Origin of the sequence: Chryseobacterium vrystaatense (genome assembly GCF_000737765.1) — a bacterium.
Taxonomy (GTDB): Bacteria; Bacteroidota; Bacteroidia; order Flavobacteriales; family Weeksellaceae; genus Chryseobacterium; species Chryseobacterium vrystaatense.
The window spans coordinates 161,338-183,168 of record NZ_JPRI01000005.1 but is presented as its reverse complement, the minus strand read 5'-3'; the positions used below and the strand labels follow the sequence as shown (position 1 = coordinate 183,168).

Annotated in this window: 18 protein-coding genes and 2 tRNA genes; 16 read left to right on the top strand and 4 right to left on the bottom strand. The window is 37.0% G+C overall.

Translation table 11 applies throughout. From position 1 onward, the window contains the following. Window positions 1-8: 8 nt before the first annotated feature. Genes IW16_RS14980 through IW16_RS14965 form a run of 4 tightly spaced genes read left to right on the top strand, consistent with a single transcriptional unit; the run spans window position 9 to window position 4,215 of the window. Entirely contained in the window at window positions 9-500 is a 492-nt protein-coding gene (locus IW16_RS14980) for a DUF4280 domain-containing protein (protein ID WP_034745823.1), read from the top strand. Window positions 501-509: 9 nt separating this feature from the next. Beyond that, a complete protein-coding gene (locus IW16_RS14975) occupies window positions 510-2,696 on the top strand; it encodes a hypothetical protein (RefSeq protein ID WP_034745820.1) in 2,187 nt (728 codons plus the stop codon). Window positions 2,697-2,710: 14 nt separating this feature from the next. Next, a complete protein-coding gene (locus tag IW16_RS14970; RefSeq protein ID WP_131327906.1) occupies window positions 2,711-3,613 on the top strand; it encodes a hypothetical protein in 903 nt (300 codons plus the stop codon). A 2-nt stretch (window positions 3,614-3,615) separates the two neighbouring features. After that, window positions 3,616-4,215 (top strand): hypothetical protein, encoded by a 600-nt coding sequence (locus tag IW16_RS14965; RefSeq protein WP_034745815.1) that lies wholly within the window; start codon window positions 3,616-3,618, stop codon window positions 4,213-4,215. 24 nt (window positions 4,216-4,239) lie between these two features. On the opposite strand, the gene IW16_RS14960 is transcribed toward IW16_RS14965, so the two are convergent. Next, entirely contained in the window at window positions 4,240-5,424 is a 1,185-nt protein-coding gene (locus IW16_RS14960; protein ID WP_084694566.1) for an MFS transporter, read from the bottom strand. 316 nt (window positions 5,425-5,740) lie between these two features. On the opposite strand from IW16_RS14960, the gene IW16_RS14955 reads away from it, so the two are divergent. The 3 genes from IW16_RS14955 to IW16_RS14945 all read left to right on the top strand — a co-directional run bounded on the left by IW16_RS14955 (window position 5,741) and on the right by IW16_RS14945 (window position 9,614). After that, a complete protein-coding gene (locus tag IW16_RS14955) occupies window positions 5,741-6,619 on the top strand; it encodes a helix-turn-helix domain-containing protein (protein ID WP_034745812.1) in 879 nt (292 codons plus the stop codon). Window positions 6,620-6,707: 88 nt separating this feature from the next. Beyond that, window positions 6,708-8,648 (top strand): oleate hydratase, encoded by a 1,941-nt coding sequence (locus IW16_RS14950; protein WP_034745809.1) that lies wholly within the window; start codon window positions 6,708-6,710, stop codon window positions 8,646-8,648. A gap of 69 nt (window positions 8,649-8,717) precedes the next feature. Next, on the top strand, window positions 8,718-9,614 hold the full coding sequence (locus IW16_RS14945) for a 3-hydroxyacyl-CoA dehydrogenase (protein WP_034745806.1): 897 nt from the start codon (window positions 8,718-8,720) through the stop codon (window positions 9,612-9,614). 108 nt (window positions 9,615-9,722) lie between these two features. On the opposite strand, the gene IW16_RS14940 is transcribed toward IW16_RS14945, so the two are convergent. Further along, entirely contained in the window at window positions 9,723-11,396 is a 1,674-nt protein-coding gene (locus tag IW16_RS14940) for a glutamine--tRNA ligase/YqeY domain fusion protein (protein WP_034745803.1), read from the bottom strand. Between the two features lie 158 nt (window positions 11,397-11,554). Between IW16_RS14940 and IW16_RS14935 the strand changes: the two genes are divergently transcribed. Together IW16_RS14935 and IW16_RS26665 are read left to right on the top strand one after the other, a co-directional pair. Then, window positions 11,555-12,685, top strand: a complete 1,131-nt coding sequence (locus IW16_RS14935) for an alpha/beta hydrolase (RefSeq protein ID WP_034745800.1) — start codon at window positions 11,555-11,557, stop codon at window positions 12,683-12,685. A gap of 471 nt (window positions 12,686-13,156) precedes the next feature. Beyond that, window positions 13,157-13,300, top strand: coding sequence for a hypothetical protein (locus IW16_RS26665; RefSeq protein WP_165571985.1), 144 nt, complete (start codon window positions 13,157-13,159; stop codon window positions 13,298-13,300). Here IW16_RS26665 and menC read toward each other — a convergent pair. Then, the gene (menC, locus tag IW16_RS14930; RefSeq protein WP_034745796.1) at window positions 13,297-14,316 is read right to left on the bottom strand and encodes an o-succinylbenzoate synthase; all 1,020 of its coding nucleotides are present in this window, start codon (window positions 14,314-14,316) and stop codon (window positions 13,297-13,299) included. The genes IW16_RS26665 and menC overlap by 4 nt on opposite strands. Beyond that, on the bottom strand, window positions 14,316-15,332 hold the full coding sequence (fbp, locus tag IW16_RS14925; protein WP_034745793.1) for a class 1 fructose-bisphosphatase: 1,017 nt from the start codon (window positions 15,330-15,332) through the stop codon (window positions 14,316-14,318). The genes menC and fbp overlap by 1 nt, the downstream gene beginning before the upstream one ends. A 325-nt stretch (window positions 15,333-15,657) precedes the next feature. Here fbp and IW16_RS14920 point away from each other — a divergent pair, with 325 nt between their 5' ends. From IW16_RS14920 to IW16_RS14890, 7 genes are all read left to right on the top strand, one after another. Continuing rightward, the gene (locus IW16_RS14920; RefSeq protein WP_034745790.1) at window positions 15,658-16,896 is read left to right on the top strand and encodes an aspartate kinase; all 1,239 of its coding nucleotides are present in this window, start codon (window positions 15,658-15,660) and stop codon (window positions 16,894-16,896) included. 22 nt (window positions 16,897-16,918) lie between these two features. Beyond that, a complete protein-coding gene (locus tag IW16_RS14915; RefSeq protein ID WP_034745787.1) occupies window positions 16,919-18,760 on the top strand; it encodes a lysophospholipid acyltransferase family protein in 1,842 nt (613 codons plus the stop codon). A 107-nt stretch (window positions 18,761-18,867) separates the two neighbouring features. After that, window positions 18,868-18,940, top strand: a tRNA-Phe gene (locus IW16_RS14910). 207 nt (window positions 18,941-19,147) lie between these two features. Then, entirely contained in the window at window positions 19,148-20,032 is an 885-nt protein-coding gene (locus tag IW16_RS14905; protein ID WP_034745784.1) for a tetratricopeptide repeat protein, read from the top strand. Window positions 20,033-20,161: 129 nt separating this feature from the next. After that, a tRNA-Phe gene (locus IW16_RS14900) sits at window positions 20,162-20,234 on the top strand. Between the two features lie 231 nt (window positions 20,235-20,465). Beyond that, window positions 20,466-21,050, top strand: a complete 585-nt coding sequence (locus IW16_RS14895; protein ID WP_034745782.1) for a Crp/Fnr family transcriptional regulator — start codon at window positions 20,466-20,468, stop codon at window positions 21,048-21,050. Window positions 21,051-21,116: 66 nt separating this feature from the next. Then, window positions 21,117-21,812: an alpha/beta hydrolase gene (locus IW16_RS14890; protein WP_034745779.1), complete on the top strand. Its 696-nt coding sequence runs from the start codon at window positions 21,117-21,119 to the stop codon at window positions 21,810-21,812. Window positions 21,813-21,831: the final 19 nt, after the last annotated feature.

Sequence of the window (21,831 nt, the reverse complement as noted above, 5' to 3'; positions counted from 1 at the left end):
ATAATACTATGGCAGAAAAACATATAGTTGTACAGGGTGCCCTATGCAAATGCCAGTTTGGACAGGCTCCCGACAAGCTCAAAGTGCTCACGCATCAGAAAGAGTATGCCAACGACAAGAACGCTTCCAAAAAGCTGATCGTTACCACAAAAGAAATAGGAGCGGCTACTTTTGAAAAAAATACTTTCGGAAACTGTACCAAGATGGGAACTCCACCCCCACCCTGCAAAATTATGGTGACCGAATGGCAGGGATTTTATGACAAAGTACAGCTCAGCAACAGTGGGTTTATTATTTTAGAAAACAGTAAAGCGGTTTGCGCGGTCGCCGGAACTCCATGCATTGAGATCATTGACCACGGACAAAGAGCAGAAGCCGGTAAGCAGAGTTTTGAAAATGCTGACCAGGATGTTCAGCAACAGATCAATCCTTTAGTGAGTCCTGAAGAAATGTACAGGAAACAGCCTTTAAATAAAGGACTGGAATTTGGAAACCAATAATTCAAAGCCATGGCAAAAGGAATAAAAAGTATAAAACAGCAGCAGGTCGTTGGCTCCAGTGTATATTTAGCGGTAGACCAATGGCTTGACGGAACAAAAGAACCGGATAAAAACAAGAAAGTAACCTGGCTGTGTTTTTCACAGGACAAAAAAACACCTCTGGATACGCGTGTTCTGGAACCCAAAGACAGCTACATCATAAAAATACCACCCAAGCTGGCAGGTTCTTACCGATATTATGTGGAAGCCAGCCTGTCCGGCAAGAAAGATCCAAAAAGAGATACCGGTCTTTTTGTATATGGTACCTCCGCCAAAAAAGTTGTGACCAGCAAATGGTGTACAAAACCCGATGGTGTGGACGAAAGGAACTCGCAGTTTTCATACGGCCATCTTGTCTATCTGGGTCTGGAAACAGAAGGCATGAATGGTGACGCCGTTACCGTAGAAGTATACAGACGTATTCCGGGAGGCAGCGGTACTGCTGATGACCAGTATATAGACGCCTACCGAAATGCAAAGATCATAGATGGAGAAGTCAATATTAAAATGGGAAATACCTACCAATGGTATATCAAAATCAAAAACCCTCGTTTTACTGAAGAATTCTATGTAAAAGTAAAAGACGCTTCCGGAAAGTATATCAGTGACGGAAAGGATAAAGTGCACGCCCGCTACCTGAAAATAAAAAATAAAATTGTAAGCAGAAATTCAGAAACTCCCACCAACCATACGCCTGCTAAAGTGGATAAACCGGAAGTGAGTTTCAAAAGATTTGACGTTTGTAAATTTGACACCATTATTCTTTCAGAAATGAAAGAGAAAGAAACCATTAAATCTATTGTTTTTGAACATGGAAAATCAAAATCTGCTACCACATTAATTTATGAAACAATAGCCCCAAGCTCGGATAAAAATATTACAGTGGAAGCCCAGGGTCTTCAAAACAGCTCGTGCAGTCAAAAAAAGAAACACGAACAAAAAATTAAGGCCGTTTCACCCGAAGGAAAACTGAATGAAAGTACGGCAGCCCTTACATTTCCGGTACGTTCCACCCTCTCATCTCTCAACACATCGCCGATTCAATATATCTGGCCAAAATTCAATGTACTGAAAGCACAGGAATCTGCGAATCTGTACAAAATCTATATTCATTCCTGCCGGTATTTTCCCAATGAGGCAAAAGAAACGGTTTTGGTAAAAGCATATCCTGATATCAAATGGGAATTAAAATTTGAGTTTGGTTCCGATCTCGCAATGGAGGAGAGATACAAAAATATGGCTCCCGGAGCACAGTCAAAAGCTCATTATAAATCCGGACAGAAATCCGGTCAAAACAGATACAGATTATCAACATCAGGAAAATCCGAAGTATTTTTTGGGTTAAACTTAAAGGCTGTCTGGAATAATAAACATCAGGAATATGAAGTTGGAGATAAATACGTTAATGTCATCAGAAACTTTTTAGGTGTTTTTGTAAAAATTAAAGAATGGATTGATGAAGCTTCCCATGTCAATAAAACGAAAGACACCGTTGCCCAGAGATTAATCAGTGGTATAAAAAGAGTACCGGTTACCTTAAAATTCTATTATCCTACCATGTCTGTCAGTGGATCCTGGTGGCTCGAGCGGTCAAAAACCAACACGAATAGAGTTGATACGCAAGGCAGTCTTAAATTGGGTTTCACCCCTCTTATAAAAGCAGAAGGAACACTTGATCTACTCTTCTACGCAGAACTAATTCCTGTAGCCGGACAGGTTATAAAAGTATTGGACGTGGCAGCAAAAATCTCCGGCCTGGAAGCTATTTTCACGCTAACTGGATTTGGGGAACTCAATGTTACTGCAGAATTTTTTGATTTTGAATTTAAAAAAGCTAATTTAGATTTTAAAGGGAAAGTTGGATTGAAGCTGGAGCTCAGCGCAAAAGTATCAGGGAAAATAAATGCCGTAATTTTTGAGGCTGATTTCAAACTGGAGGCTACCGGCACTGCTGAAAGTTACTTTGAACCTAAAGCCACCATTGGTAAAGATGATAAAGGCGTGTTTTTAGAACAGCAGGTAGACTGGTCGGGACTGAGAATTGTTGTCATTATAAAAGGACAGGCAGGCAAGTCTAAGACACAATATAAACGTACATTTACGATTGTAGACAGACATGATAAACTTACCTATGGCAAAACCTATATCATTCAATAAAACCACTGCAATATATGAAGTTCACTATATTATTCTATCTTTTAATACTCAACCTATCCTGCGCACAAGATAATAAACTCAATACAATAGAAATGAATCAAAAAATCCAAAAGGAAGTCTCAGGTTATGCAAATTTTCCCAACTATTCAATTCAGTTAGACAAGGGAGGATGCAGAGTTCAGCTTATCGGAAATGACATTCCTCTATATACAGCTTTTGAACAAGGTGGATTTTCAACATTACTGCCTTTTAATGCCAATATTCTACAGAGTGGAGAACAGACCGTAACCATTAAAATCTATCCTGATGCAGGTAAAACGACATTCGACGATTATACCAATGCATCCATCAAGGTGGTCTACTTTGAAGATGATAAAAATAAAAACTCTGCCCGAAAAATAGTACAGGAATATAAAATTCCAAAAGAAGTAATAGACAAAAAACTAAACTATTTTGAAGCATCCATTAAATTTAAAGCTACCGTTCCTTTTAACTTCAGCAAACAGTTTGAGTCTGCAAAAGATTTGAAAAAACGCAAGAATATCGAAACGGAAGTTGTCGCGGCTTACCATAAAATTCATTCATGGCTCGCAAAAAAGGATGTGAAAAGTCTGGCTGATTTTAGAAAAGAAACCGATAAAAAAGCATGTCTTGCTTACTATCTCGATACAGAACAGGAAATAGAAGAGAGATTTGATTATACCTTTTTATTCGAGAATAATTCAAAGGCTGATCCTTTACCTAAATATACAATGACTTTCTATGCAGGCGGAAAACTGGTAAGACTGGAGAGAATTGACAATCATGATGAAATTTTAACCGTAACCGGTAAAACTGAAGACGGATATGAAGTGATGTCAGATTTAAGTGTCCTGCTGTATATGCCTGAAGGAAGCGAAGAGTTGAAACAGTTTTAAGGATGAATACCTATAAAGTCTGGGGAGTTATTGTATCCAGCCTGTTGATCAGCGCTTTATATTTTAAGCAGATCTTTTCCGGTGGCAGCGAAATACAATTTCTTGACACTAAGGAAATACTGCTGACTCCCTTCCTGTTATTCTACAGTTTTTTAGGGATTATATTTTGTCTCTTCCTTGATAAAAAAACAATAAAGAACCATGACAGAACTACTTGGATTTTAATGCTTATCATTGCAGGCTTTATGCTTATTCCACTACTCTTTTTCCAGCATAAACTCGGAAGTGAAATCGCATTGCCTTTTATTACAACCTTTTTAGAACCGTTAAAAGTGAAGTTTTTCTTTAGGCAGCCGCTTAAAGTTCTTCTGCAGAAAAATTTTATTTTAATGATTGTAAGCTTCTGTCTGATATTCTTTGTTTCAATACTTTTTTTTAATATTGATCAGATAAATTATGTCTATTGCTACGGCGGTTTTTACTTCATCATTCTTGCATTAACAGATTATTATTTCCACAAGCTTAAAAAAAACGCGTACGATGAGGACTTTGCGGTAGATCAAAAACAAAAGAAAAAACAAAAACAGTCTGAGAACTGTTAGATATCCTCAGTATTCATCTTACTATCACTCAACATCGATGTTCTGATGCTTATTTTTCTTTTTTAACATCCACGGAATAACAAAATAAAATCCAACCGCAATACCCATAGCCAACACTCCTGTTCCTATCCATAAGGTATTGAACCCAAGTTGATCTGCAGTCAAAGTTCCTACATAGGGTGTAATAATAAAAGCCAGCGCAACAGATATCCCGTTCATTCCCATATAGGCTCCTTTATTGTTTTCACCAGACCTTAGAGCGGTGATTGTCGACATAAATGGAAGAGTCCATATTTCACCAATACACAGCAGCGTCATAGAGATAACTAAGGTAAGAACAGAATAATCAAAGGCAAGCATCGCATAAGAAATACCACATAATACAGTTCCTATCAGCAGGGTAAAAGCCAGACTGAAATACTTTTCGGCAATCTGTACAAAACCCATTTCGAGCAATACGATCAGAAAACCGCTATACCCCAGAATATATCCGATATTCTGTTGGCTTAAATGTGCTGTATCTTTATAAAAAATAGTGAGTGTACTGAATAACTGGAAGAAACAGATCGAAAACAGCATACAGAAGAAACTGTAGATCAGGAATTTCCCGTCACGGTATGGAGAATTTTCTTTCCTAACAGCCAGCGCTTCTTTCACTGGTTTTGGCTTCAGCGACGCCTGTTTGTTTCGTTTTCCAAAGAAACGGATATACATCAGACCCGCCAGCAAAGCAGCTAAAGCATTACTGAAAAATAAAAACTCATAAGAAATAGCAGATAATATTCCACCCAGCGCAGGACCGATGGAAAAACCTAAGTTGACCGCCATCCGGTTGAGTGAAAAAGCTCTTGTGATATTTTCGGGTTTAGCATATTTGGTGATGGCTACTGAGTTCGCAGGACGAAAAGTTTCGCTTACGATACTCTGGATTAAAATAATAGCAGCCAATCCCACTTCTGTTTTAAAAAGAGGAATCAGGCAGAATAAAGGTACGCTCAAAAGCAAACTTAAACTTTGCACACGATATTCTCCGATTTTATCCGTGATCATTCCACCCAGCCATGAGCCTAAAACAGAACCTATTCCAAAAAAACTCAGAACAATTCCTGAATTTTCAATACTGAAATGAAGATGACCCGTCATGTAAACCCCCAAAAAGGGAAGTACCATAGAACCTGCACGATTGATGAGCATGACCAGCGCCAACATCCAGCTCTCTTCTGAGAGTCCTTTAAAAGAACTCGTATATACGCTAATTAATTTCACAATATTATTTTTTGGGGAGAAAATCCGGTAGTTTACAAATTTAGCTAAATTGCTTAAAAACACCCTTCAAAAGGGACTTTTTTTATCAATAACATTAATAGAAATAAAAATATACTAGGTTAAGGCGAATTCAATTAATATTTAACAAACAACAATTGAGTAACCGTTTATAATTTTCGTAAATTGCAGTAACAACGGTACTTTTCACCCCTAAGCCATTGTATAAATAGTCAAAATTTAACCGAATCAATACACTCAAATGATAACCTACGAAAATTTACATGATACGCTATCGTTTTATAGTATTGACTGCCGGCAGTCTTATTACATCTCTTCTGGAAATCCTATTTTTGATTTTCCCGATGCACCATTCAGAATGGACTATTATGCTTTATGCATCTGTACAGCCGGAGAAATAAGCCTCGAAATTGATAACGAAATATATCATGTTGATGCCCATTCCTTTCTTGTTGCCGCACCATCTACCATTGTGAAATTTTTGAAGACCAGCCACGACTTTAAAATGAAACTGCTCTTTTTCGACAAAAATTTTCTGATCAAAAATATTTCAAATCCTTTTATTATTGAGAAGATGAATCTTTTCTCTAAAGGTTCCTACAGTATTGTAAAAACCAATGAAAAAAATTCCGAATTACTTCAGAGTTTATTGGATTACCTCAAAAAGAAATCGAAGAAGCAGGGGAAATTTACAGAAGAGATTGTACGCACCATTATTTTTAATCTTCTTTTGGAAACTGCCGATATCATGGAAAAGAAAACGGATCTGAATAGTGAAAAAGAGGATGGCAAAAAGGATATCTTTTTAAAATTCACCGCTATGATCCGTGAAAACATCAGACAGCACAGAACTGTGCAGTTTTATGCCGATCAGCTTTGCGTCTCCAGTAAATACCTTATCGAAGTCATCAAAAAAGCAAGCGGGAAAACACCTCATCAGGTGATCGATGATACGCTGCTGAAAGAAGCCTATGTGATGCTCGGTAATCCTGATATTACCATTTCCGAAATCGCTTTTGAACTGCAGTTTAATTCCGCATCAGCTTTTGGCCGTTTTTTCAAAAAACATACTTCCCTCTCCCCTTCCGAATACAGAAACAGGGAAAATATCCAGTCATAAGAATTTGGGGATAACAATTCTGACATTAGGGATATATCCTGCGTCCTGAATCGAGGTACCTTTATACTGTTAATTAAAACAATACAAAATGAGTACGATCAATTCAAAATTCGACAAAATTTTAAATGCTTCAGAACAATTCGGAAAAGTAAACCATGAACCGGATTCCAGCAAAGAAGTTCAGATTAACACGCCTGAAAAGACTATGCCTTTTTCGGACCAAATCGGAAATTACCAACGTAATAAAGGAATTCCTTTCAAATCTTACGAAAACAGTAAAATCTATATTGTAGGAAGTGGTATTGCAGGAATGTCTGCAGCATACTATTTCATCCGCGACGGACATGTTCCTGGAAAAAATATTATTTTCCTTGATCAGCTTGATGTAGAAGGAGGCTCACTCGATGGTGCGGGAAATGCAAAAGACGGGTACATCATCCGTGGAGGAAGAGAAATGGATATGACTTATGAAAACCTATGGGATATGTTCCAGGATATTCCAGCCCTCGAATTACCTGCTCCTTACAGTGTACTTGATGAATACCGTCTGATCAATGACAATGATCCCAACTATTCTAAAGCAAGACTGATTAATAATCAGGGACAGATCCAGGATTTCAGCAAATTCGGACTTGATAAAAAAGATCAGCTGGCTATCGTTAAACTTTTATTAAAGAAAAAAGAGGAGCTTGACGATCTTACAATTGAAGATTATTTTGCAGAATCTTTCCTTAAAAGTAACTTCTGGTTCTTCTGGCGTACTATGTTTGCCTTTGAAAACTGGCACAGTTTACTGGAACTGAAACTGTATATGCACAGATTCCTTCACGCTATCGACGGAATGAAAGACTTCTCCTGTCTGGTATTCCCGAAATACAACCAATACGATACCTATGTTACACCTCTGAAAAATTTCCTTGTTGAAAAAGGAGTCCAGATAGAGTTCAATACTTTGGTAAAAGACTTAGATATTCATATCAATACCGAAGGAAAAACGGTAGAAGGTATTATCACGGAACAGGATGGTAAGGAAGTTAAAATCCCTATCGGAAAAGAAGATTACGTGATTGTAACGACAGGATCTATGACGGAAAGCACATTCTATGGTGATAATAATAATGCTCCTGAAATTACTATCGACAACAGCAGCGCAGGACAAGGTGCCGGATGGATGCTTTGGAAAAATCTGGCGGCTAAATCAGAAGTCTTCGGAAAACCAGAAAAATTCTGCAGCAACATAAAAAAATCTTCTTGGGAATCTGCTACACTGACGTGCCGACCTTCTGCTTTTACTGAAAAATTAAAAGAATTATGCGTTAATGACCCATATTCCGGAAGAACAGCTACCGGCGGTATCATTACCATTACAGACTCTAACTGGGTAATGAGTTTCACCTGCAACAGACAGCCGCACTTCCCTACCCAGCCGGATGATATCCTTGTTGTATGGGTATATTCCCTTCTGATGGACAAAGAAGGAAACTACATCAAAAAAACAATGCCTGAGTGTACCGGAAACGAAATCCTTGCAGAACTTTCATACCATTTAGGAATCATTGATCAACTGGATAATGTGATAGAGAATACAATTGTCCGCATTTCATTTATGCCATACATTACTTCTATGTTCATGCCTAGAGCTCAGGGTGACCGTCCAAGAGTAGTTCCTGAAGGCTGTAAGAATTTAGGGTTGGTAGGACAGTTTGTAGAAACGAATAATGATGTGGTATTTACCATGGAAAGTTCCGTAAGAACAGCAAGAATTGCAGTATATAGTCTTCTTAATCTGAATAAACAGGTTCCCGATATTAACCCGCTGCAGTATGACATCCGACATTTATTAAAAGCAACGCAAGCTCTGAACGACTATAAACCGTTCTTAGGCGAAGGTATTTTAAGAAAAGTACTGAAAGGAAGCTACTTTGAACATATTTTAGTAGACCGCCCTGAGGAAAAAGAAGAACACGAATCTTTCCTTACGGAGCAGGTTGGGAGATTCCAGGATTGGATCAAAGGAATAAAAGGATAACATTTAATCATCAAAACCGGGCAGATTATATCGGTCCGGTTTTTCTTTATAACCCAAAAAATAAATCTCATGAATTTTAAAAATATAACTGTAGCCGGCAGTGGCGTACTGGGATACCAGATTGCTTTTCAGGCTGCATTCCACGGATTTCATGTTACTGTTTATGATATCAGTGATGAAGTTTTAGAAAAAGCAAAAAGTAAGTTCACGGGGCTGAGTGACTCTTTCAAAGAAGACCTTAAAGCCACACAACAACAGATTGATGAAACGCATAAAAACTTAAGTTATTCCTCAAATCTTGAGGATGCAGTAAAAGATGCAGATCTTTTGATTGAAGCTGTTCCGGAAGATCCGGAAATCAAAATTGAGTTTTACGAAAAGTTGGCTAAAGCAGCACCTGAAAAAACAGTTTTTGCCACCAATTCTTCCACTCTGCTTCCAAGTCAGTTCGCAGAGGTTACAGGAAGACCGGAAAAATTCGTAGCACTCCATTTTGCCAATGAAATCTGGAAGCATAATACCGGAGAAGTTATGAAACATCCCGGAACTTCACCCGAAGTATTCGATTCTGTTCTCCATTTCGCAAAAGCTATTGGAATGGTTGCGCTGCCTATCTACAAAGAACAGCCAGGTTACATTGTTAATTCTTTACTGGTACCGTTACTTGACGCTGCAGTCAATCTCTGGATCAACGAAGTAGCAGATATCGAAACCATAGATAAAACATGGATGGTAGCAACCGGAGCGCCGGCAGGACCATTCGGTATCCTTGATGTAGTAGGAATTACAACAGCATACAATATCAATAAAATGCAGGCTGAAGAAACTCAGGATCCTCTGAAACTGAAAGCTGTTCAAAAGCTGAAAGAAGATTATCTTGACAGAGGAAAAATGGGAGTTCTTACCGGTGAAGGGTTTTATAAGTACCCAAATCCGGCTTATCAGGATAAAGATTTTTTGAAATAACAGATGAATTTTATTTGTAAATCAATATAGAATTATAATGGTTTAGACTAAAACAAAAAAGCAGGATCTATCGAAAGTCCTGCTTTTTATATTGATTATTTTTTAGATTTATTCCGGTTTGAAAGAATCTTTCAATGTTACTGTACGGTTAAATACAAGATTAGAATCCGTAGAATCCTGATCTTTTGTAAAATATCCAATTCTTTGGAACTGAAGGGGCTCTCCTACAGCCACGTCCTTTAAGCTTGGTTCAGCAAACCCCTTAATAGTCGTTACCGACTCAGGATTGATGAAGTTCAGGAAGTCCACATCCTTCTCTGCATCAGGCTGCTCAACAGTAAAAAGTTTATCATAGATTCTTACATCTACCGGGATTGCATGAGTAGCAGATACCCAGTGAAGTGTACCTTTTACTTTTCTTAAGCTTTCCTCTGTTCCGCTTCCGGACTTACTTTTTTCATCGTAAGTAGCATAAATCGTGGTAATTTCTCCATTTTCATCCTTCTCTACTCTCTCTGCTTTGATAATATAAGCAGATTTTAAACGAACTTCTCCGCCTAATTTAAGTCTGAAGAATTTATTATTGGCTTCTTCTTTAAAGTCTTCTCTTTCGATATATAATTCTCTTGAGAAAGGAACTTCTCTTGTCCCTGCATTTTCCTGTTCAGGATTATTTTCAGTTTCAAGCCATTCTTCCTTACCTTCAGGATAATTTTCAATGACCAGTTTCACCGGATCTACGACTGCCATGACACGCTTCGCCACTTTATTCAGATCTTCACGTACACAGAAATCAAGCAATTGAATCTCGATCAGGTTTTCTCTTTTGGCAACTCCTACTTTTTCAATGAAATTCTTAATCGATGCCGGAGTGAAACCTTTTCTTCTCATTCCTGAGATCGTAGGCATTCTTGGATCATCCCAACCCGTCACTGCATTTTCAGCAACAAGCCTTTGTAGTTTTCTTTTGGAAGTGATCATATAAGAAACGTTCATCCTTGCAAATTCTCTTTGCTTAGGCGCCACTTTTGATTCGTCGTATACCTGCTCCAGATACCAGTTGTAAAGAGGTCTGTGATTTTCAAATTCCAATGAACATAATGAATGTGACACCTGTTCCAGATAATCAGATTCTCCATGGGCCCAGTCGTACATCGGATAAATTTTCCATGCTGTACCTGTTCTGTGGTGTGGTCTCTTCAGGATTCTGTACATGACAGGATCGCGTAAGTTCATATTTGGAGAAACCATATCGATCTGTGCACGAAGAGACATAGTCCCTTCTTCAAATTCTCCGTTTTTCATTCTTTCGAAAAGATCAAGAGATTCTTCTACCGGACGGTTTCTGAACGGCGACTCTATTCCCGGTTCTGCAGGATTCTTTCTCTGTTCTGTGATCACTTCAGACGGCTGCTCATCTACATAAGCTTTTCCTTCTTTAATCATCTGTACAGCCCATTCGTAAAGCTGCTGGAAGTAGTCGGATGCATACAGCTCTTTATCCCATTTGAAACCTAGCCATTCAACGTCTTTTTTAATAGAATCTACGAATTCCTGTTCTTCTTTTTCAGGATTTGTATCATCGAAACGAAGGTTTACGGGAGCGTTGTATTTTTCACCCAGACCAAAGTTGATGCAGATAGCTTTCGTATGACCAATATGCAGGTATCCATTGGGTTCAGGGGGAAAACGAAAACGAATCTGATCTTTTCTCAGACCGTTTGCGATATCATCTTCAATAATTTGCTCAATAAAATTGAGTGATTTTTTTTCTTCTTCCATTATTAAATTAGCTTTTATTGTATGCAAAAAAAGTTTTACAAAGTTACGGAAAATTTAGGGCTTACGGAAATGATAATTTAAAAGCTAAACTGATGATAATTCAATATTTTTTATTAATTTAGAGAAAACTAACAAACCGTTTCTAAAAATTACTGACTATGGCTGTTTATATCCTAAGCAATCGTAAGATCGTCCGACATAAAGGCGAAAAAGAAGATTCATTTTCTAATGATGAATACTCTATTCCCAATTTCAGAATCGCAAAATGTGATTTTGACACTTATAAAGAACCAACGGCAGCGGCGAAAAAGAAAAAAGAATACAGCAACCGCAATATTCTAAACTATACTTTATTTTCTGAACCTGAAAAACAGGGTTATCAGGATGTTCTTGAAGTACTCCAAAACGAAAAAGGGATCAGGAAATCAAAACTTACAGCCATCAATCTGGGAGGAACCCAAAGAATGTTCTATGAACTCTATAAGAATATGTCTTCCACAAAAAACCGTAGCGATGTACTGATTTTCATTCATGGATACGCCTATGATTTTGATGATGAATTAAAAGCAATTACAGATCTTAAAAAGCTGTTTATTGATAATCCGGCGTCGCCTGTTGAACACATTCTTTTCGTGAGCTGGCCGGCATCAAGCAGCATTGTTCCGCTGACCTATTTTGATGATAAAGCATCAAGCATCAATTCCGGATCATCATTAGTGAGGCTGTTTTATTTTTACACCCAGTTTTTAAAAGATATTTTTTCCAACCGTGATCTGGCTCCCTGCAATCAAAGGATACATCTGATGGCTCACTCTATGGGAAACAGAGTGTTGCAAAGTATGCTGTACAGTCTTAAAAAGGAAAATATATTACGCGTTATTGATCAGGTACTCCTTCTGAATTCTGATGTAACGTATAAAGTTTTCGAAGATTCTGAAGACTCATTCAATAAACTCCCATTATTAGCCAACCGTGTTTCGATTTATTTAAACAGAAAAGATACGATTTTGGGAATTTCACAATTCACCAAAAACATTCTGACTCCAAGGTTGGGCAAAAACGGACCTGGAGACATTGAAAGATTCAAAGATATCGTATCTGTTATTGATTGTACTTTCGTGAAAGATGATGTTCTGAGCAGCTTTAAATATGAAATAGGAAATCACTGGGGATATCTGTCCAGCTCGATGGTACAAAATGATATTTTCCAGAACTTATATGGTATTGACAGGAATTTAATTGCCGGAAGATCAAAAGATAACGAAAATAGTTTCACAATTATTTCTTAACAATATATTAAAAAATGACCATGAAATGAATCATATGTTAAACTTTAAACCAATGTTTAAATTGGCATAGAGATTGTAAATTTTCATTAAACAGAGAAATACAAATTTTATCATGAGAAGAATAAAAAAGAAGTTTTCTTACTTATTAAATTATATTAAGAAGGCAATTTTCGTAAAAGACGTGATTTAATTAGAAAATTATTAATCCTTAAAATAAAGACTATCCGATCGTAATACTACTTTATCCTTATTTTCGACTCGCTATTATCTTCCCTATTATATACGGAATAAAAAATTATTTTCCATATTTCGTAATTTCCTTCACTGAAGAAAACCACCCGGCACCAAACACAAATCCCTACACCGTGAATTTAGTTAAATTAAGTTAAACTCTTGCATAATAACAATAAGAATTTGATATTTACTACACCAATTCAAATTAAAATCTTTATTATGAAAAATCTAACCAACATGAAAAAACTAAAAAAGGCAGAGCTGAAAACAATTAAAGGAGGTCTCATCCCCATCGGCTGCACCAGCTGGGATCCAAGAAAAAGATGTTGCAGATCTTGGGATGACGACCATATGAATAATCCTGTCTGCCCGGAAATTTAATCAATCTCTTTACCCGTTTTAAACCTGAGCAATTCATTATTCAGTTCTAAAACAGATTCAAAATTATTTACAAACAGAGATCCGGTGCCCAAACCCTGTGGCATCGGATTGTTTTTTGTGAAGGTATACTGTGCGATTGCATTCAGACCTATATTGCTTTCAAGTGCTGATGTGATCCACCAGTCAATGTGCCTTTCTTCTGCAACAGAAATCCACTCATCCGAACCTGCAAAACCACCAACCAAAGCTGGCTTAAGAATAATATATTGGGGTTTAATGGTTTCCAGGAGTTTTTCCTTTTTAATACGATCTGTAATCCCGATCAATTCCTCATCTAAAGCAATAGGAGTAGGAGTTCCGGCACACAGTAATGCCATATCCTCCCAATTGCCTGCTTTTATGGGCTGTTCAATAGAATGAATATGAAGATCTGCAAGTTGCTGCAAAACAGTTTCTGCTTCTTTTCTGCTGAATCCACCGTTGGCATCCACACGAAGCTCCAGTTGATCTTTTGAAAATTTTTCTCTTAGTTTTTGAAGAATTTTATGTTCCGATTCCCAATCGACTCCTATTTTCAGTTTGATACAGTGAAATCCTTTGTCAAGTTTCTCCCGAATCTGTTCTTCCATGTAATGGATATCTCCCATCCAAATCAATCCATTGATTCTGATAGCCGACTTCCCTTCCGTAAACTCACTTGGAAAATAAAGGTGATCTCCATTCTTCAGATTCAGAAGTGCCTGTTCATATCCGAACCATATTGAGGGAAATTCTTTCAGTTCTTCTTTTAGAAACAGATAATCCTGATGTATGTTTTCACATAGCCATTGCAATTTTTCTTCATAATCCGATCTGTCATCAAAACTCAACCCTCTGAACAAAGCGCATTCTCCTGTTCCTTTATTCCCATTGCTTTCAACTTCGAGAATAAAAGTCTCTTTTTCATGCAAAACGCCGCGAGACGTTCCGCTCGGGCGTTTAAATTCTAATAAATATCTAGAATATGCTGCTTTCATTATTTCACACTGTCAATCCGCATAAATTCCTCTGCTTTTTCTACCATCTGAATGCTACCGCAGAAAAACGGAATTCTCTGGTGAAGCTCTGTAGGTTCTACTTCAAGAATTCTTCTGAATCCGTCAGTGGCTTTTCCTCCAGCCTGTTCAGCAAGGAATGCCATAGGATTACATTCGTACAATAATCTCAGTTTTCCGTTTGGAGACTGGGAATAAGAAGGATAAATATAAATCCCTCCTTTCAACATATTTCTGTGAAAATCAGCTACTAAAGAACCAATGTATCTTGACGTGTAAGGACGGTCTCCTTCTTCCATCTGGCAATACTTAAGATAGTTTTTAACACCTTGAGGGAATTTGATGTAGTTTCCTTCATTGATGGAATAAATTTTTCCCATCTTAGGAAATGTCATATTAGGGTGGGAAAGATAATAGGTTCCCAGTGAAGGGTCCAAAGTAAATCCGTTGACGCCATTTCCAGTGGTGTAAACGATCATGGTAGAAGAACCATAGATTACATATCCAGCTGCAATTTGATTAATCCCTTTTTGAAGGAAGTCTTCTAACTGAACAGGAGTTCCCGGTTCTGTTACCCTTCTGTAAATAGAGAAAATAGTTCCTACAGAAACATTGACGTCAATATTCGAAGATCCGTCTAAAGGATCGATCAGTACAACATATTTGCTTAGATGACCGTTTTCTCCACATTTAATGTCAATAAAATCATCATTTTCCTCAGAAGCAATACCGCAAACAACCTCTCTTTGAGACAAAGCCGTAATAAAAATTTCATTGGCAATTACATCAAGTTTCTGCTGTTCTTCACCCTGAATATTCTGGTTTCCGGCAGCTCCTGTTATATCCACAATTCCGGCCTTATTTACTTCTCTGTTTACCACTTTCGAAGCCAATCTTATTGCACTTAGAAGACGAGAAAATTCACCCGTAGAATACTGAAAGTCTTCCTGTTTATCTATAAGAAATTCTCCTAAAGTCTGTAATGGTTGATTTGACATATTTTTCTTTTTACGTTTTCCCCAAATTTCGGAAAATTTATCGGAGAAAGAAAGCTTTTATTACAAAACACCTTAACTACTGTATTCCAAATCAATACAAAGATGCCCAGATCATACACATAAAAAAAACACTGTATTATTAATCCCCATTTGATGACAATAAATCAATGAAATTATCATAATACTCATCAAGTCTCAATTTTAATAAAATCTTAATTCCCTACAATCGCCAGACTCTTTCATATCTCATTGTAAATTTATAATTTTGACGTCCGTAAAAAACTCATGTAATTTTTAATCTAACAATTTTATTTTTAACAAATTAATGAAAATTTTCAAGTTTGGTGGCGCATCTGTGAAAGATGCCGAGAGTGTAAAAAATGTGTCTATGGTTTTACAAAGCCAGGGATTTGCCAAGTGTCTGCTGGTTATTTCAGCGATGGGCAAGACGACGAATGAATTGGAAAAAGTTGTAGAACTTTATTTCAAGAAGGATAACTATCAAACTGAAATTGAAAAGATAAAACGAAAACACATCGAGATTGCGGACGGTCTGTTTCCTGAAAATCATGCAGTTTTTGCAGAGATCAATGTATTTTTCGATGATATCGATTCTTTTTTAAGAAGAAATAAATCTCCTAACTACAGTTTCGTCTATGATCAGGTGGTAAGCTGCGGGGAAATGATCTCTACAAAAATATTAAGTGAATACCTGAACGAAATTCAGTTTACCAATCAATGGCTGGATGCCAGAGATTATATCAAAACTGATAATTCATACAGAGAAGGTACTGTAGACTGGGCAAAAACAGAAGAATTTATTTCAACGTTAAATACTGAAATCTGCTATGTAACCCAGGGTTTCATCGGTTCTGATGATAACAATTTCACAGTGACTTTAGGAAGAGAGGGCTCTGACTACTCTGCCGCTATTTTCGCATACTGTCTGAATGCTGAAGCTATGACCATTTGGAAAGATGTTCCGGGAGTAATGACAGGAGATCCAAGAAAGTTCAGTGATGTTTCTCTTCTTTCTAATATTTCTTATGAAGAAGCGATTGAATTAGCGTATTACGGGGCAAGTGTCATCCATCCAAAAACATTACAGCCATTACAACAAAAGGCAATTCCTTTTTATGTAAAATCTTTTGTAGATCCTACCAAAGAAGGAACTAAAGTAGGGGCTTCAGATAAAAACCAGCATGAGGAATCTTATATTTTAAAGGAAAATCAGGTTCTTTTAAAAATCTCAACCAGAGACTTCTCATTTATTGCAGAAGACCATATGAGTCTTATTTTTGGGTATCTTTCCAAATATAAGATCAAAGTTTCTCTGATGCAGAATTCTGCCATCTCATTGGCTCTATGTCTGGAAGATAAATTCGATCAGGTTGATGAGCTTAATGATGAACTTCAAAAAATATTTAAAACCAAAGCAGTTAAAAATGTATCTTTATTCACAGTAAGAAATGCGAAGATGGATCATATTGACAAATTTTACCAGGAAAAAAATGTATTATTGGAACAGATTTCCAAAAATACGGTTCAAATGGTAACACAATAATTTTAACTGCGACTAAACACATATGAGTTTAATTTCGAAAAACGATCTTATCACAGCTTCCGGCTTAAGCAAAATCGGGTTCCTAAAAAACCCGGTTGCATCTGCCGTGATGAGTATTGCCAAAATAAATGAAGTTAATAGGTTATACGATAAATTAAAAGATAAAGAAGGTAAAGACTTTTTCGACTCATTTGTAAGAGAAAGAAACTTAAGTTATATCGCTTTTGAAGAAGATCTTGCTAAAGTTCCCAAAACGGGCCCGTTTATTTTGGTCTCAAATCATCCACTGGGTGCTATTGATGGAATTTTAATGTGCAAGATCCTTTCGGAAGTACGTCCGGATTTTAAGGTAATGGGGAATTTCCTTTTGGAAAAAATAAGACCTATGGAACCGTATGTTATTTCCGTCAATCCCTTTGAAAACAAAAAAGAAGCTTACAGCAGTACTTCCGGTATGCGAGAAACACTGAAACACCTTCAGAACGGAGGGTGTGTCGGTATTTTTCCCGCAGGAGAAGTATCCAATAAAAACAATCCTTACGGAGAAATTCTGGATAGAGAATGGGAAAAACCTGCACTTAAACTAATCAGAATGGCTAAAGTACCGGTAGTTCCTTTATATTTCCACGCCAAAAACAGCCGCCTTTTTTACCAGGTAGCAAAGCTGCACCCAAGCTTACAGACACTGATGCTTCCAGCCGAAATGATGAACGATCGGGAAAAACCCATCAGAATCAGAATTGGAAAACCAATCACCGTAAAAGCGATGGATGAAATGGAAACCATTGAAGAACTTGGTGAATTCCTTAAGCGTAAGGTATACATGATGAAATCTTATTACGAAAAGAGAAAATCACTTGCGCAAAGTATCAATCTTAAAAATTTAACGGTAAAATTCCCCCTGTTAAGAGAAGAGAATATTGTACAGAATATTATCGACGAAACCCCAAAAGAAGATATTCTTAAGGACATCAACAGGCTGAGAGGTACAGACAAAATGCTTTTCAGTAACGGTAATTACGAAATCTATTTCACAACTTACGAGGAAATTCCGTCTGTGATGAGAGAGATCGGGCGCCAGAGAGAGCTCACTTTTCGTGCCGTAGGTGAAGGAAGCAATCTTCCGTTTGACCTTGACGAATACGATAAGCATTATCATCATCTTTTCCTTTGGGACAACAGTGCCGAAAAACTTGCCGGAGCTTATAGAATGGCATTGGGTAAGGACGTAATGAAGAAATATGGCATCAAAGGATTCTATACAAGCTCTTTGTTTGAGTTCGAACAGGACATTCACCCATTCTTTAAGAAAGTGATTGAAATGGGCCGTGCTTACATTAGCGAAGAATACCAACAGAAGCCGCTTCCACTCTTTCTTTTATGGAGAGGAATAGTACATGTGTGTTTAAGAAATTCTGACCATAAATTTCTGATGGGCGGCGTAAGTATATCCAATAAGTTTTCAGAGTTTTCAAAATCTCTGATGATTGAATTCATGCGTTCCAACTATTTCGACTCCGCAGTAGCACAATATATCACTCCTAAAAATGAGTATAAAGTAAAACTGCGTGACAGGGATAAGAATATCTTTTTTGAGGAAATGGAGTCTGATCTTAATAAACTGGACAAGATCATTGATGACCTGGAACCTGAACTAAGGCTGCCTGTTCTGATCAAAAAATACATCAAGCAGAATGCTAAAGTAATTGCTTTTAATGTTGACCCCAACTTCAATGATGCCATAGACGGATTGATGTATATCAGGATCAGTGATCTTCCGGAAAGTACGATAAAGCCTGTATTGGAGGAGATGAGCGATCATATCAGAAAAGAACAGGAAAATAATTCACCTGAAAATCAGTAAGTTTTATTTTTATTAAAAAAAAGTACTGTTAATACTTGCTTCATATAAGAAAACTTACTACTTTTGCATCACTTTAAAACAACGAAGTAAGTCAACAAAAATATAATGGTTTCTTAGCTCAGTTGGTAGAGCAATGGATTGAAAATCCATGTGTCCCTGGTTCGATTCCTGGAGAAACCACTTTAAAACCTCTAATTCATTTTAGAGGTTTTTTTGTGCTTGTCAATCGAAGTACTCCTTTCATTTTTCATAAGCTTTAAAAGTTTTTTGATCCCTTAAGCATTCATCCACAACAGCAGAGTTTTCATTCGTAATATATTTTATTCTTCTGAACGTAATATTTTTATACATTTAAGCCATCAAACTAAATAATCAAATCCAAAATACATGAACAAAAAGATTCAATTTCTGACTTTTCTTTTGCTGCTGCTTGCCGTTAAGACATTTTCACAGACGCATGATAACCCTGAACTTCAAAAAATGGCAGATGATGATCAGAACGCAAGAAAAGCGGACAGAATCAACTGGAAAACCTTAAGCAGGGAAGACAGCTTAAGACGCGTCAGGATTTTTGTTCTGCTTAAAGAAGATCAAGTAAAAACCGCAAAAGACAACTTTAATTCCGGTATTGTGTTTCAGCATGGCGGAGATACCATTTCTTCGGGAATGGCAGTCAAAAGCTTTGAAAAAGCTCTGAAAATGGATCCAAGTCTCGACAGATGGTGGTATGCAGCGGCAGTAGACAGAGATCTTATGTACAGAAAAAAGCCACAGATCTATGGAACCCAGTTCATCAAAGATAAAACGACCAACTCAAAATGGGCCAGATATAAAATGGACACCTCAAAAATCACCGACGAACAAAGGAAATACTACAGTGTAGAAACACTCAAAGAACAGGAGCAGAAAGAAAGAGAAATGAACCAAACTTCATTAAACGATGCCTATACTTCTGAAAATTCAATTGACAAGCTTATCACCCTTATTAAAGCTGAACATAAAAAAGGCATCCAATCTTCATACAATACAAGTGAAAACGAGATTAATAATTTCGGATACAGGCTGGTCGGAGATAGCAAGATCACTGATGCTCTGAAAATCTTTAAATTAAATACCCAGCTCTACCCGGAGGCATGGAACACTTATGACAGCTATGGTGAAATACTTTTAAAAACTAGTCAAAAGAAGGAAGCTTTAGAAAATTATAAAAAATCACTTGAATTGAATCCTGAAAATGAAAATGCCCGGAAAATTATAAACGAACCCAAATAACTGATGACCAAATCATTGAATTACAAAAACGCCCTACCCAAGCCATTTTTTGAAAATAATTTATAAAAAAACTTGCGCGGTATTGGAAAATATTATACTTTTGCACCCACAATAAACAACGAAACAATTGGTTTCTTAGCTCAGTTGGTAGAGCAATGGATTGAAAATCCATGTGTCCCTGGTTCGATTCCTGGAGAAACCACAAAACCGCCTTATTAAAGGCGGTTTTTTTTTATTTTAAATCAAAATATTTGGAGCAACAATATCGGACTGATACAATGTACTTCGTTCTTCATCTCTAAAGCTTATTTTTTATTGTCCCTTTCTCTATTTATTATATTCTTCTTTTCATCAGTTTTTAATAATTTAGTATTTGAATCTGCTTTTTTTATTAAAATGCCCGGGCATTTATAAGACAGTTTAATTTACAATTATGAAAAACATCCTTGATGAATATTCTAAATATGGTCCGCTATTTCTCGTTGATGAAATGCATTATGCGGAATTCTGTAGTTACCTGCGTGAAACAGTTTATAAAAAATCTGATTTTTTCCTTAAAGAAGGTGAAGAATGTCAGTATCTTGGATTTCTGAAAACCGGTTTCATGAGAACATTCTACATTAATGAAAGTGGTGAGGACGTCAACTTCAATTTTCATTTTGACAATTATTTTTTTACTGATTACGAAAGTATCCTCTGTCATACCAAATCAAAAATGAACATCAAAGCCGTTAAAGACTCCGAGGTTCTCCTGCTTCATAAAGACGATCTTCAGAAGCTTTATAAAAAAGATGCTTACTGGCAGGAATTCGGAAGAAAAATGACTGAAGTAATTTATCTGAATGCAAAAAAAAGAATTGAAGAACTGTTATACTATTCTCCAGAAAGACGGTACAACAACTTATTAACAGAAAATTCGAAAATCTTTCAGCTTGTTGCCCAGAAACATATTGCAAGCTATCTCGGAGTAAAACCACAGTCATTAAGCAGAATCCGAAACAGAACTTTAAAACGTTAACTAAAGTGAACATTTTTTACAAATTATACTCCTAGATTTGTCATACAAAATGTAAAGAATAAAAATATGGAAAACAAAAATGTAACAATTATTTTAGTTCACGGAGCCTGGGGAGACGGATCTCACTGGAGACACGTTATTGAAAATCTTCACAGCGAAGGTTATAAAGTACGCAGTGTTCAGAATCCATTAACATCTATGGACGAAGATATTCAAAAAACAAAAGACCTGATCGATTTACAGGAAGGGAAAGTACTTTTAGTAGGTCATTCTTATGGAGGTGCCGTTATTTCAGAAGCTGGAAATCATGATAAAGTTGTGGGATTGGTTTATATTGCTGCTTTTGCACCGGATAAAGGAGAAAGCTTAGGAAGTATTTTTGGGCGCAGAGAGCAGCCTTCAGGCGCAGCTAATATTGTCCCTGATGAAAAAGGCTTCTTATGGATAAAATATGATCAATTCCATGAAAGCTTTGCTCAGGATCTGAATCCGGAAGATTCTGTAGTGATGTCTTTATCTCAAAAACCAATTCACGGAAGTATTTTCGCTGCTGAAGCCGGAGAGCCTGCATGGAAAACAAAACCAAGCTGGTATCAGGTGTCTGATAACGACAGAATGATCCCGCCAGCCACGGAAAAGGAAATGGCAGAAAGAATGAATGCTAAGAAGATCATCCACCTGGATGCCAGTCACGCTTCATTGGCTACTCATCCAAAAGAGATCACAGAACTGATCAAAGAAGCAGTGGAAGCTGTTTCTTAATCAATCATCAACTTTAAAA

Coding starts and splice junctions, on each gene's coding strand:
- IW16_RS14980 (WP_034745823.1), top strand. CDS start 9: ATGGCAGAAAAACATATAGTTGTACAGGGTGCCCTATGCAAATGCCAG.
- IW16_RS14975 (WP_034745820.1), top strand. CDS start 510: ATGGCAAAAGGAATAAAAAGTATAAAACAGCAGCAGGTCGTTGGCTCC.
- IW16_RS14970 (WP_131327906.1), top strand. CDS start 2,711: ATGAAGTTCACTATATTATTCTATCTTTTAATACTCAACCTATCCTGC.
- IW16_RS14965 (WP_034745815.1), top strand. CDS start 3,616: ATGAATACCTATAAAGTCTGGGGAGTTATTGTATCCAGCCTGTTGATC.
- IW16_RS14960 (WP_084694566.1), bottom strand. CDS start 5,424: ATGTTGGCGCTGGTCATGCTCATCAATCGTGCAGGTTCTATGGTACTT.
- IW16_RS14955 (WP_034745812.1), top strand. CDS start 5,741: ATGATAACCTACGAAAATTTACATGATACGCTATCGTTTTATAGTATT.
- IW16_RS14950 (WP_034745809.1), top strand. CDS start 6,708: ATGAGTACGATCAATTCAAAATTCGACAAAATTTTAAATGCTTCAGAA.
- IW16_RS14945 (WP_034745806.1), top strand. CDS start 8,718: ATGAATTTTAAAAATATAACTGTAGCCGGCAGTGGCGTACTGGGATAC.
- IW16_RS14940 (WP_034745803.1), bottom strand. CDS start 11,396: ATGGAAGAAGAAAAAAAATCACTCAATTTTATTGAGCAAATTATTGAA.
- IW16_RS14935 (WP_034745800.1), top strand. CDS start 11,555: ATGGCTGTTTATATCCTAAGCAATCGTAAGATCGTCCGACATAAAGGC.
- IW16_RS26665 (WP_165571985.1), top strand. CDS start 13,157: ATGAAAAAACTAAAAAAGGCAGAGCTGAAAACAATTAAAGGAGGTCTC.
- menC (WP_034745796.1), bottom strand. CDS start 14,316: ATGAAAGCAGCATATTCTAGATATTTATTAGAATTTAAACGCCCGAGC.
- fbp (WP_034745793.1), bottom strand. CDS start 15,332: ATGTCAAATCAACCATTACAGACTTTAGGAGAATTTCTTATAGATAAA.
- IW16_RS14920 (WP_034745790.1), top strand. CDS start 15,658: ATGAAAATTTTCAAGTTTGGTGGCGCATCTGTGAAAGATGCCGAGAGT.
- IW16_RS14915 (WP_034745787.1), top strand. CDS start 16,919: ATGAGTTTAATTTCGAAAAACGATCTTATCACAGCTTCCGGCTTAAGC.
- IW16_RS14905 (WP_034745784.1), top strand. CDS start 19,148: ATGAACAAAAAGATTCAATTTCTGACTTTTCTTTTGCTGCTGCTTGCC.
- IW16_RS14895 (WP_034745782.1), top strand. CDS start 20,466: ATGAAAAACATCCTTGATGAATATTCTAAATATGGTCCGCTATTTCTC.
- IW16_RS14890 (WP_034745779.1), top strand. CDS start 21,117: ATGGAAAACAAAAATGTAACAATTATTTTAGTTCACGGAGCCTGGGGA.